The sequence below is a fragment of the Pectobacterium carotovorum genome (genome assembly GCF_033898505.1).
Classification (GTDB): Bacteria; Pseudomonadota; Gammaproteobacteria; order Enterobacterales; family Enterobacteriaceae; genus Pectobacterium; species Pectobacterium carotovorum_J.
The window spans coordinates 1,958,183-1,970,321 of sequence record NZ_JAXAFK010000001.1 but is presented as its reverse complement, the minus strand read 5'-3'; the positions used below and the strand labels follow the sequence as shown (position 1 = coordinate 1,970,321).

The following is a 12,139-nucleotide window of genomic DNA, read 5'->3' as shown; positions in this document are numbered from 1 at the left end:
AGCCGGTTAAAAACCGGCTGTAGGCATTGAAAGAAACGATCCTGACGCGAACGGGATCGTTATTTCATATCCAGCAGGTGCCCCATTTTGGCGGCTTTGGTCGCCAGATAGTTCTCATTCTTCGGGTTACGCCCGACGATTAATGGCACGCGCTCAACGATATTGATCCCTGCTTCGTTGAGTATTTTCACTTTCTGCGGGTTATTAGTCAGCAGGCGAACTTCATCAACGTCCAGCAGCTTGAACATGTCGGCACACAGTGTGAAATCACGCTCGTCGGCGGCGAATCCAAGCTGATGGTTGGCTTCCACCGTATCGGCTCCCAAATCCTGCAACGCATAGGCGCGGATCTTATTGAGCAGCCCAATGTTACGGCCTTCCTGACGATGGTATAACAGCACGCCGCGGCCTTCTTCGGCGATGTGGCTCAGTGCCGCTTCAAGCTGGAAACCGCAGTCACAGCGCAGGCTAAATAACGCATCCCCTGTCAGACACTCGGAATGCACGCGGGCAAGTACGGGAACTGAACCGGAAATATCACCATAAACCAGAGCAAGGTGATCGTGGCCTGTGGCAATCTCTTCAAAACCGACCATCAGGAAATCGCCCCACGGGGTGGGTAACTTGGCTTCCGCCACCCGTTTTAGCTGCATACTCTTCTCCAAAAATGCTGTATCCAAAAAGCTGTGCCCAAAAGACTGCCTCCAAAAAACAAGAGTGCTGGGGCGAATCCTACTGCGACCCATCGCGCTTGACCAGCAAAAAAGCCTGTCTAAGAACGTCACAAAAATTGAATTACAACGTCACCAGACTGTCATCTGGTTTCAGGTTCGTTGACAGAACTGAGCGCTATTTTACGCCATACTGACAGTTCGTGTCGGATTTTCTGATAGAATTGTGAAAGTTTTGTTGCAAAGCATCATACTGAATTATGGGAAGAAATTATGTACGAAATTGCCAAACGAACAACCATTGGTGCTGCGCTATTACTGATTATGCCAATGATTATCTGGATGAGCGGTTGGCAGTGGCAACCGGAGTATAACGGGCTCTGGTTACGCGTACTTTTCTGGATTACAGAAACGGTGACGTCGCCGTGGGGCATTCTGACCAGCATCGTGCTGAGCATCTGGTTTCTCTGGTGCCTGCGTTTTCGTCTGAAGCCCGCCCTCGGTCTGTTAGTCATTATGGCGATTACGGTACTGATTGGGCAGGGCATTAAATCGGTCATTAAAGAGTGGGTGCAGGAATCTCGGCCCTATGTCGTCTGGCTGGAGAAAAATCATCAGGTGGACGACAGCTATTTCTATTCGCTGCCGCGCAAGGAACGTTCGGAACTGGTGAAAACGCAGTTGCAGGATCAAACACAGATTCCGCAATGGCTGCGCAGCCACTGGCAGTTTGAAACCGGCTTTGCTTTCCCTTCTGGGCATACCATGTTTGCTGCAACCTGGGCACTGCTGGGTGTTGGGTTGCTGTGGGCGCGTCGGCATTATAAAACGGTGGTGATCCTGATGCTGTGGGCCAGCGGCGTTATGGGTAGCCGTCTGGTGCTCGGCATGCATTGGCCGCAGGACCTGGTGGTGGCGACATTAATTAGCTGGTTGCTGGTGGTGGTCGCCAGTTGGCTGGCGCAGCGCTGGTGTGGTCCGCTCTCGCTCCAGTATGAAGAAATTAAAGAACAGGCGGAGGAGGATGCCGCCGAAAATAAATCCTCGTAGTCGTTGAGTTGTTGTTCCTATATCCCATAGATATTCCCCTGTAGCGCGTACCCTGCGGATGTCATAAGTCATCCGCATTTTTTATGTCGCGTCTCCTTGTTCGTCGCCTGGTTGCCGTTGCTGATGCAACGGCAAAAATTCCTCTCGCCTCTGTTTTTTCCCGGTTCTTGCCGCTATCGCCTCGCGCAAAATGTAAACAATTTGTGAGCTGCTTCGCTATTCCTGTTTTTGCTGTTGGACAATTTTTCGGTTGGTTGTAAAACTTCACTTGAATGTTAATTCAATATTGAATATATATTCAAACAGGAGAATAACAATGAAACCTTACCGTCTGAAATCCTCCCTGCTGGCCATCATGTTTTCCTTTTCTGCCGGTGCGTTTGCCGCAGATAACGGGTTGATTGCCATTATTACCCCTTCACACGACAACCCGTTCTTTAAAGCGGAAGCCGAAGGCGCCAGAACCAAAGCCATCGAACTGGGGTACACCACGCTGGTGGCGTCGCATGACGATGACGTCAGCAAACAAAATCAGCTGATTGAAACCGCCATTGCCCGCAAGGCGAAGGCCATCATTCTGGATAATGCCGGAGCCGATGCCACCATTGGCCCGTTAAAGAAAGCGAAAGCTGTTGGTATTCCCGCTTTCCTGATCGATCGTGAAATCAATGAAACCGGCGTGGCCGTGGCGCAGATCGTTTCCAATAACTATCAGGGCGCGCAGCTCGGTGCCGAGAAATTCGTCGAGCTGATGGGGCACAAAGGCAAGTACGTCGAGCTGATTGGGCGCGAATCAGACACCAATGCGCACGTCCGTTCGCAGGGCTACCACGATGTGATCGATCAATATAGCGACATGAAGCGCGTCGCCAGACAAACCGCGAACTGGAGCCAGACGGAAGCCTTTACCCGCATGGAAGCCATCTTGCAGGCAAATCCGGATATTACCGGCGTGATTTCCGGCAACGACACCATGGCGTTGGGAGCGGAAGCGGCGCTGAAGGCGGCGGGGCGTCACGACGTGATTGTGGTGGGTTTTGACGGCAGCGACTATGTGCGCGATTCCATCATCAATAAAGGCAATATCAAGGCTACGGTACTGCAACCCGGCTGGCAGCAGGCGCAGATGGCGGTCGAACAGGCGGATTACTACCTGAAGAACGGCAAAGCACAGCACGAAGAAAAACAGCTGATGGACTGCATTCTGATCGATGAGTCTAACGCGACCAAACTCAACACCTTTGCGTTGAAACCGTAATTAAGGCCACAGGAGCGTCAGCTCCTGCTGATAAAGGAGTCGTTATGCTGTTCGATGAACGATACCGTGCCTGCTGGGTTGGGATCGGTGCCTTGCTGCTGTCGGCCTGTACGGTGGTCGATCTGGATGAAAACGGTAAACCGATCATTCCGGTCGATCCAGCCTCCACGCCGGGCTATAGCACCATGACGCCAGAGAACATCGCGACAGCGCTATGGCAGCCAACGCTGCTCCCAACAGCGCAGCAGCAGGCTTTGTCCTGGGATGACGTGAAGAAAACGCAGGCAACGCTGGAGGATTCAGCGCGTAAAGCCGTCTACGCCCGGCTTCAGGGCACGGTCAGCGGGATTGACCGGGAAAGTCGTGAAGGGAAATTGATGCTTGATGTGCAAGGTGACGCCGTCACGCTTCAGCTCGGACCGATCGTCAAAGGCAATGCCATCCGCGATGCGGCTGGGTTTATCCGCTTTGAGGATTTCAAAAATCAGGTGCAGTTTGCCCAACTGGCCCGTGCGCTGAATAACAAAGCCCTCGCATCGTTGCCGGCGCTGGAAGCGGGTGTGCAGGGTAAACCGGTCAACGTACTGGCGGCGCTGGTGATAACGAAACAGGGCATCAGCGAAGCGGTGCCGATGACGCTAAACCTGACCGAAACGAGCGGCGGAGGGGCGCAATGATGGAAAAACCAGACGCTTCTCTGCAATCAAATGCAGTGAACCGACCCGATATCGTCATGGCGACCCGTGGCATTACCATGCTGTTTCCCGGTACCAAGGCGCTGGATAACGTCGATTACAACGTTTATCGCGGCAAGGTTAACGTGATTATCGGGGAAAACGGCGCGGGTAAATCGACGCTGATGAAGATTCTGGCCGGTGTGCAGCAGCCGACGTCCGGCCAGATTCTGCTGAATGGCGAAGCGGTGCGCATCGCGGATACGCGTGATGCGGCGGCAAAAGGCATCGGCATGGTGCATCAGGAACTTAACTTATCCGAGAACCTGAGCGTGGCGGAGAACATCTTCCTGGGGCGGGAGCTGCAAAAGGGCGTTGCGCCTATCGACTATCTGGCGCAGGAGCGGATTGCAGCGGAGCTGATGGCGCGTCTCGATCAGGATATTTCACCACGTACCGAGGTTGCCAGCCTGAAAGTCGGCCAGCAGCAACTGGTGGAAATCGCCAAGGCGCTGGCTGATCAGGCCGACATTCTTATTCTGGACGAACCCACCTCTGCGCTGAGCAAAACTGAGGTAGAGATTCTGTTTCGCGTGATCCGCGAACTGACCCGCCAGAATGTTTCCATTATCTATATTTCACACCGGCTGGAAGAGCTGATGGCGATTGGTGACTACATCACCATCCTGCGCGACGGGTGTTTTCAGGCGGAAGCGGCCGTCAGCGACATCGACGTACCGTGGATCGTGCGGGAAATGCTCGGCGGTGACCCTGTCACTAGCTTCCTACATCCGGGCAGAACGTTTGGCTCGCCCGTGTTGGAAGCGGAACACCTTACCTGCCTCAATGATGCCGGGCATCAGGTGGTTAATGATGTGTCGCTGATGGTGCGTGAAGGGGAAATCGTTGGCATTTATGGGCTGATGGGGGCGGGTCGCACGGAACTCTTCGAGTGTCTGCTGGGTATTCAGAATGATTATCTGGGCAAGATTTATCTCGATAGCAAACCGGTGAACCCGCGGCTTTCTACCGCGCAGCGCATTCGTATGGGCATGAGTCTGGTGCCGGAAGATCGCAAGAAAACCGGTATCTTTCCGCTGTCGTCGGTAGCCTCCAATCTCACCATCGCCAGCCTGTGGCGGCGGCTGAAATACGGCATGGCGATCTTCCAGCAGCAGGAGCAGGAGGTGGTTGCCAGCACGATTGGGCAACTGGCGATCAAAGTCTCTTCGCCCGAGGTAGAAATTCAGGCGCTCAGCGGCGGCAACCAGCAAAAAGTGGTGATTGGCCGCTCGTTACTGACCAGCCCCAAGGTACTGCTGCTGGACGAACCGACGCGGGGCATCGATGTAGGTGCCAAAGCCGACGTATTTGAAATGATGGTCGGGCTGTCTGAACAGGGCATCGGTGTGCTGTTTTCCACCTCGGATCTGAAAGAAATTATGGCGGTATCGGACCGTATTTTGGTGATGTCGAATGGCAAGCTGACGGCGAATATTGTGCGTCAGTCGGCCAGCGAGTCGGCATTGGTTTCGGCAAGTGCACAAGGGTTCTGACATGAAAACGACTCACCTTCCGGCGGCGTCAGGCGCGCTCTCACCGGGTAAGTTTGTACGCTCACGAGAGAGCATCCTGCTGTTGATTCTCAGGCTGCGCACGTTTATCGCGCTGTTCCTGATTCTCGGGTTCTTTGCCTTCACGGTACCCGGATTTTTGGCCACGGGCAGTCTGATCATTATGGTGAAGCACATTGCCATCAATGCGTTTCTGGCACTGGGGATCACGTTTGTCATCATTACCGCTGGGATTGACCTGTCAATCGGTGCCACGTTAGGGCTGTGTGGCATGGTGGCGGGCTACATGATTACCCAGGGAATTGTGCTACCGATGTTCGGCGTCGCGATTTTCCCCAGCGTGTGGGTCATTGTCCCCGTTGTGCTGCTGATAGGTGCGCTCATCGGTGCCATTAACGGTTGGATCATCACGCGGTATAACGTTGCGCCCTTTATCTGCACGCTCGGAACGATGTACATCGTGCGTGGGGCATCGATGCTGATTTCCGGTGGAGAGACGTTCCCCGGCTTGGGTGGTAACCCGCAGTTGGGCAACACGGGTTTTGAGCTGATTGGCTCCGCCACGATCCTGGGCTTACCGCTGGCTATCTGGTTGATGCTGGTGCTGGCCGTGGTGATTGCCTACGTGGCGCGTCGCCTGCCGTTTGGCCGTCATGTCTATGCGATTGGTGACAACGAACGGGCCGCTGAACTTTCCGGCGTCAAAGTGCGTCAGGTCAAAGTCTGGGTTTACACCATTTCCGGCTTCTGTGCGGCTATCGCGGGCATCGTGGTGTCCTCTCAACTGGTCGCCAGCCATCCGGCAACGGGCACCGCCTTTGAAATGAATGCGATCGCTGCCGTTGTGCTCGGCGGAACGTCGCTGGCTGGCGGACGCGGTACGATTCTGGGCACGCTGATTGGCGCGTTTGTCATCGGGATTCTTGCCGACGGGCTGGTGATGATGGGCGTAAGTGAGTTCTGGCAGATGGTGATTAAAGGCATCGTCATCATTGTGGCGGTCATTATCGACCAGATGCAAAACCGTATGCAGCACAAGGCCGCCATTGTGTCACAGAAGGCCGCCGCGGAAGGGACATAAGTGAAGGGGCAATACTGTTAAGCGTAAATAGCCGTTAAGTGTAAATAAAATAGCCGTTAATGGTAAACAGCAAGGGGCGTTGAGTCGCGGTGGGAATGATATCGGTAGGTATACCGAGGCCCGATTTGAACGCAATTTTTTTGATTCGTTATGAATAAATATTCGTTTTTGAGTAAAAATTCAAGTGAGGTGAGGTATGAATCCGTACTCCTTGTCGGTGGAGGCGCTGACGCACAAAGCCCGCGCCATTCGTCGCCGCATTATTCATCTGAATGCCAATAGCCCGGCTGGCGGGCATACGGGGGCCGACCTGTCACAGGTCGAGATTCTGACGGCGCTGTATTTTCGCATTTTGAACTGTGCGCCGGATCGCCTTCAGGATCCGCAGCGGGATATTTACATCCAGTCAAAAGGTCATGCGGTCGGCGGCTATTACTGCTGTCTGGCGGAAGCAGGCTATTTCCCAGAATCGTGGCTGGCGACCTATCAGCACCCTGATTCGCATTTGCCGGGGCATCCAGTCAAGCACAAGACGCCGGGGATTGAACTGAACACCGGTGCGCTCGGGCACGGGTTGCCAGTTGCTGTCGGCATTGCACTGGCGGCGAAGCGCGATAACAGCCCGCGTCGGGTGTTCGTTCTGACGGGCGATGGTGAACTGGCGGAAGGCAGCAATTGGGAAGCGGCGCTAGCGGCGGCGCATTACCAACTGGATAACCTGATCATCATCAACGACAAGAACAAGCTGCAACTGGCCGGGCCGACGCGTTCCATCATGAACACCGATCCGCTGGCGGAGAAGTGGCAGGCCTTTGGCTTACAGGTCACGGAGTGTGCGGGGAATGACATGCACTCGGTAGTGGAAACGCTGGAGAACCTACCGCGCAACGGCAAGCCGAATGTGGTGATTGCAAATACGGAAAAAGGCGCAGGCGTGTCGTTTATTCAGGGGCGGGCTGAGTGGCACCACCGGGTGCCGAAAGGCGAGGAAATTGCACTGGCGTTGGAGGAATTAAAAGATGAGTAACGCAGAGCATCTGGCAACCGTCATGGTCGAGCAGTTCATCAAGGCCGTCGAACAGGGGATTGATGTCGTCCCGGTGTTGGCGGATTCAAGCTCAACGGCGAAGATTTCGCCTTTCATACAGCGTTTCCCTGACCGCATCGTCAACGTGGGAATTGCAGAGCAAAGCATGGTGGGGACGGCGGTGGGGTTGTCCATCGGCGGCAAGATTGCAGTGACCTGTAACGCGGCGCCGTTCTTGATCTCCCGTGCGAATGAGCAGCTCAAAGTCGACGTCTGCTACAACAACAGCAACGTTAAGTTGTTTGGACTCAATGCCGGCTGTAGCTATGGCCCGCTCGCCAGCACGCACCACAGCATTGACGACATCGCGGTACTGAGAGGGTTTGGCAATATTGAGATCTATGCGCCGTCCAGTCCGGAAGAGTGCCGCCAGATTATCGATTATGCATTTGAACATCAGGGGCCAGTCTATATCCGCCTCGATGGTAAACCGCTGCCTGCCTTGCATGATGAGCAGTATCGCTTTGTGCCAGGGCAGATCGATGTGCTGCGCAAAGGCTGCGATATTGCGCTGGTCGGGCTAGGGTCGACCGTGCATGAAATTGTGACGGCGGCTGAATTATTAGCAGAAAAAGGGCTTTCCGCTACGGTGGTTAATCTTTCCTCTATCCGCCCATGCAATACTCAGCAATTGCTTGAAATTCTAAGTGAAACTCCTCGAGTCATCACAGTAGAAGAACATAACGTCAACGGCGGTGCAGGCAGTCTGGTAGCGGAAGTGCTGGCGGAAGCGGGCAGCGGAATTCCTCTTGTGCGGTTGGGGATTCCCGATGGTCAATACGCGATTGCCGCCGATCGGAGCGCGATGCGTGCGCATCACGGGCTGGACGCGACGGGCATTGTCAACGCAGCACTGCGTCTTTGTCCGGGAGGCTGATGATGTTTACGCCAGTTATTTTGGCAATCGATGAAGGGACGACGAACGCCAAGGCGATTGCCGTCGATGAGCGGGGGCACATTCTGGCTAAAGCGTCCGTCGCTTTGCAGGTGACGCACCCGCAGCCGGGCAGAGCCGAGCAGGACGCGATGGCGATTTGGCGTGCGGTTTGTCAGGCGGCAGAAGCCTGCCTGTCGTCATTACACCGGGCTCAGGTGGTGGGCGTGGCGATCAGCAATCAGCGTGAGTCGGTACTGATTTGGGACAGGCGAACCGGAAAGCCGCTGACGCCGCTGGTCAGTTGGCAGGATCGCCGCGCCGAGAAATTCTGTCAGGCATTGCAGTGCAGTGCAGAGGCGCGTCTGATCGAATCCCGCACCGGGCTACAGGTCGATCCACTTTTTCCCGCCGCCAAACTGCACGCCATGTTGGCGGAACTGCCGGACGGTGTCGCCCGGGCGATGCAGGGGGAGCTGTGCATCGGAACGGTGGATTGCTGGCTTAACTGGCAGTTTAGCTGTGGACGGGCATATTCCACCGACTATTCCAACGCGGCGAGAACGCAATTGTTCAATATCCACCGCGGCTGCTGGGATGAAGATCTGCTGGCGCTGTTCGGTATTCCCAGCGTGTGCCTGCCGGCCGTTACGCCGTCCTCGGCGTTACACGGTCACACTGGCGTGACGGGTATCAGTGGACTTGCCGCTGGCGTACCAATTGTGGCGCTGATTGGCGATTCTCATGCGGCGCTGTATGGGCAGGGCATCACTCAAAGCGGTGAAATCAAGGCGACCTACGGCACCGGTTCGTCGCTGATGACTACCATCAATACGCCGCATCAGCACGCTGCGGGGCTTAGCACCACGATTGCCTGGCACGATGGCGAACTGCGCTACGCACTGGAAGGCAACATTACCCACACCGGTTCGGGATTTGCCTGGATTGGTCAGATGCTGGGCGTCCCTTCTGTTACGCAACTTACCGAGCTGGCGCTCAGCGCCGAGTCTACTCAGGGCGTCTTTTTTGTTCCTGCCTTATCCGGGCTGGGCGCGCCCTATTGGGATGTACAAGCGCGCGGTCTGCTGTGCGGCTTATGCGATGCCACCACGCCTGCCATCATCGCCCGTGCAGGGCTGGAAGCCATTGCGTATCAGATTGCTGATGTCTTTTTCGCGATGGAACAGGCGTCGCAGGCCGCATTACCCGCATTGCGCGTGGACGGCGGCGCGACGCAAAATCGCTGGCTGATGCAGTTTCAGGCTGACCTCTTGCAGCGCCCGTTGATTCGCAACCATAACGCAGAAGTGTCTGCACTGGGAGCGGCGTATCTGGGCGGAAAAATGCTGGGGTGGTGGGAGCACAACGAACAGATCGCCGCGCTGCCCAGAGAAGTGGAAGTCATCGAACCGTCGACGACCAATCACGGCGTTTTGGAGAGCTATCAACAGTGGCGAACGGCGGTGGCGCGTGCGCGTCTGCGGCCGAGTCATAACCCTTTTTAACCGTAAGACACTTTTAGCAGTAAGAAATGTTAGCAGTAAGAACCTATCCGATACGAAAGATAAGCAGCTCAACACTATTACAAATCAACGAGGTGACTGTTATGGCAACGTATACCTACCCTGAATTTGGCGCCGGCTTGTGGCATTTTGCGAACTATATTGACCGTTACGCGGTGGACGGCTACGGCCCGGCATTGAGTACGATCGATCAGATCAAAGCGGCGAAAGCCGTCGGCGAGCTTTCCTATGTCGATTTGCCTTATCCCTTCACACCGGGCGTGACGCTCAGCGAAGTGAAGGATGCGCTGAAGGATGCAGGGCTGAAGGCGATTGGCATCACGCCGGAAATTTACCTGCAAAAGTGGTCGCGCGGTGCCTTTACTAATCCCGACCCAGCGGCGCGAGCGGCGGCGTTTGAATTAATGCACGAATCTGCTGGCATTGTGCGTGAACTCGGTGCGAATTACGTCAAAGTCTGGCCGGGTCAGGATGGCTGGGATTATCCGTTCCAGGTCAGCCATAAAAATCTGTGGAAGCTGGCGGTTGACGGCATGCGCGATCTGGCGGGAGCTAACCCCGATGTGAAATTCGCTATTGAGTACAAGCCGCGTGAACCGCGCGTGAAAATGACCTGGGATTCTGCCGCGCGAACGCTGCTGGGGATTGAAGATATTGGGCTGGATAACGTCGGTGTGCTGCTGGACTTCGGGCATGCGCTGTATGGCGGTGAATCACCGGCCGACTCGGCCCAGTTGATTATCGATCGCGGTCGGCTGTTCGGCATGGATGTAAATGACAACCTGCGCGGCTGGGATGACGATCTGGTGGTTGGCACGGTGCATATGACCGAGATCTTTGAATTCTTCTACGTGCTGAAAATCAATAATTGGCAGGGCGTCTGGCAGCTCGATCAGTTCCCGTTCCGCGAGAACCACGTTGAGGCGGCGCAGCTGTCCATTCGTTTCCTGAAGCACATCTATCGTGCGCTGGACAAGCTGGACATCCCGGCGCTTCAGGCGGCGCAGGAAGCACAGAATCCGTTACAGGCGCAGCGGATTGTGCAGGATGCGCTGCTGTCATCCATTAACGTTAACGAGTAATTTCGTCACGGTTCGTCAGGCGCGGAGCAGGGGGGAGTTATCCTGCGCCTGACGTTACTCTTATTGCTCACCACGAGTGATGAGTACGTTAGATCAGCGTCTCGGCGGTTAATCGATCGGTAATCAACACATCAACGTAATGGCCGGTCAACGCGCCGCGAATCGCCGCACTTTTCTCGACACCGCCCGCCAGTGCCACTACGCGCGGACATTGACGTAGCTGCTGCAATGCCATACCAATCACCGGATCTTCGTCGTCCTGCAACACCGGTTCGCCTTCCGCATTGTAGTAATGCAGGCATAAATCGCCCACGGCGCCGCGTTCCGCCAGCTGTTGTAGCATCGCTTCGTGATAGTAGTTACCGGAATTTTTCAGCAGCTGCGATGGTTCCAGTACGCCAATACCCACAAGCGCCAGACTCACCTCGCTAAATTTATCGACCACGTTGGAAACCTCATCGCTGGTCACCAAACGAGCGCGATCTTCTACCGACCGCTCGATGCTCTGCGCGGGCAAAAGGTAAGCGGGACAACTCAGCTGATTGGCTAAGGTTTGCGTCAGAATCGTCGCCTGCACGTTGCCGTTTGGCCCCACGCCACCTAGCAACTGGATGACGCCCTGAGCCTTGACGCTTTGCGGATGCAGGCTGTCTACCATCGCCCGCAGCGTACTGCTCCAGGAGGAGATACCCACCAGATCGTCAGGACGGATACTGGTCTGGACATAGTGCGCGGCCGCAGAGCCAATCGCCTGCTTGATTTGCGTCAGTGTAGCGTTATCGGCGACATCTACCACGATAGCCTGATCGATGCCGTAGCGCTTCTGAATCGCCGCTTCCAGCCCCATGAACATGTTCGGGGGTTGAATTACGCTGATTTTGACCACACCTTCTTTAACACAGCGCGTAATGGCGCGGGAGACAAAAGACTGTGACAAATGGAGTGAGGCAGCAATTTCTGCTTGTTTCATCCCTTCGCTATAATAGAGCGTAGCGATCTTGACCAATAATCGCTGTTCGTCCTGCTTTGACATGACTTTTCCCCTTGCTGGCATGCTACTGTCATTTTTATTCAGCACAGAATAAATAACAAGCGTAGACGGCAGTGGAGCGCGGTTCTTGTTTTTGGTTTTTTGTACAGTGGAAGTGTGGTGATAAGTGCGGCGACAAAAATCGGGCTGACGCCATGATTTCCCTGTCCGTGCCGGACATGGTAATTTAATGGGGTTTGTCGCCAAAATTTGGCATAATTCATCCGGTTAATGG

Annotated in this window: 11 protein-coding genes; 9 read left to right on the top strand and 2 right to left on the bottom strand. The window is 55.1% G+C overall.

Going from position 1 to position 12,139, the window contains the following annotated elements; all coding sequences use genetic code 11:
* Positions 1 to 59: 59 nt before the first annotated feature.
* Positions 60 to 653, bottom strand: coding sequence for a GTP cyclohydrolase II (ribA, locus tag R9X49_RS08690; protein ID WP_010276651.1), 594 nt, complete (start codon positions 651 to 653; stop codon positions 60 to 62).
* 291 nt (positions 654 to 944) lie between these two features.
* Here ribA and pgpB point away from each other — a divergent pair, with 291 nt between their 5' ends.
* The 9 genes from pgpB (at position 945) to R9X49_RS08645 (ending at position 10,874) form a co-directional block, all read left to right on the top strand.
* Positions 945 to 1,721, top strand: a complete 777-nt coding sequence (gene pgpB / locus R9X49_RS08685) for a phosphatidylglycerophosphatase B (protein ID WP_319847995.1) — start codon at positions 945 to 947, stop codon at positions 1,719 to 1,721.
* Between the two features lie 316 nt (positions 1,722 to 2,037).
* Entirely contained in the window at positions 2,038 to 2,979 is a 942-nt protein-coding gene (locus R9X49_RS08680) for a D-ribose ABC transporter substrate-binding protein (protein ID WP_319847994.1), read from the top strand.
* A gap of 44 nt (positions 2,980 to 3,023) precedes the next feature.
* Positions 3,024 to 3,656, top strand: coding sequence for a DUF2291 domain-containing protein (locus R9X49_RS08675; RefSeq protein WP_319847993.1), 633 nt, complete (start codon positions 3,024 to 3,026; stop codon positions 3,654 to 3,656).
* Positions 3,656 to 5,209 (top strand): sugar ABC transporter ATP-binding protein, encoded by a 1,554-nt coding sequence (locus R9X49_RS08670; protein ID WP_319848618.1) that lies wholly within the window; start codon positions 3,656 to 3,658, stop codon positions 5,207 to 5,209. The genes R9X49_RS08675 and R9X49_RS08670 overlap by 1 nt, the downstream gene beginning before the upstream one ends.
* A 1-nt stretch (position 5,210) precedes the next feature.
* A complete protein-coding gene (locus R9X49_RS08665) occupies positions 5,211 to 6,308 on the top strand; it encodes an ABC transporter permease (protein WP_039481026.1) in 1,098 nt (365 codons plus the stop codon).
* A gap of 196 nt (positions 6,309 to 6,504) precedes the next feature.
* A complete protein-coding gene (locus R9X49_RS08660) occupies positions 6,505 to 7,335 on the top strand; it encodes a transketolase (protein ID WP_319847992.1) in 831 nt (276 codons plus the stop codon).
* Positions 7,328 to 8,272 (top strand): transketolase family protein, encoded by a 945-nt coding sequence (locus tag R9X49_RS08655; RefSeq protein ID WP_319847991.1) that lies wholly within the window; start codon positions 7,328 to 7,330, stop codon positions 8,270 to 8,272. Before R9X49_RS08660 ends, R9X49_RS08655 begins: the two co-directional genes overlap by 8 nt.
* 2 nt (positions 8,273 to 8,274) lie before the next feature.
* Positions 8,275 to 9,774: an FGGY-family carbohydrate kinase gene (locus R9X49_RS08650; protein WP_319848617.1), complete on the top strand. Its 1,500-nt coding sequence runs from the start codon at positions 8,275 to 8,277 to the stop codon at positions 9,772 to 9,774.
* Between the two features lie 101 nt (positions 9,775 to 9,875).
* A complete protein-coding gene (locus tag R9X49_RS08645) occupies positions 9,876 to 10,874 on the top strand; it encodes a sugar phosphate isomerase/epimerase family protein (RefSeq protein ID WP_319847990.1) in 999 nt (332 codons plus the stop codon).
* 88 nt (positions 10,875 to 10,962) lie between these two features.
* Here the strand turns inward: R9X49_RS08645 and R9X49_RS08640 are convergent, their stop codons facing one another.
* On the bottom strand, positions 10,963 to 11,907 hold the full coding sequence (locus tag R9X49_RS08640) for a sugar-binding transcriptional regulator (protein WP_039471701.1): 945 nt from the start codon (positions 11,905 to 11,907) through the stop codon (positions 10,963 to 10,965).
* Between the last annotated feature and the right edge of the window lie 232 nt (positions 11,908 to 12,139).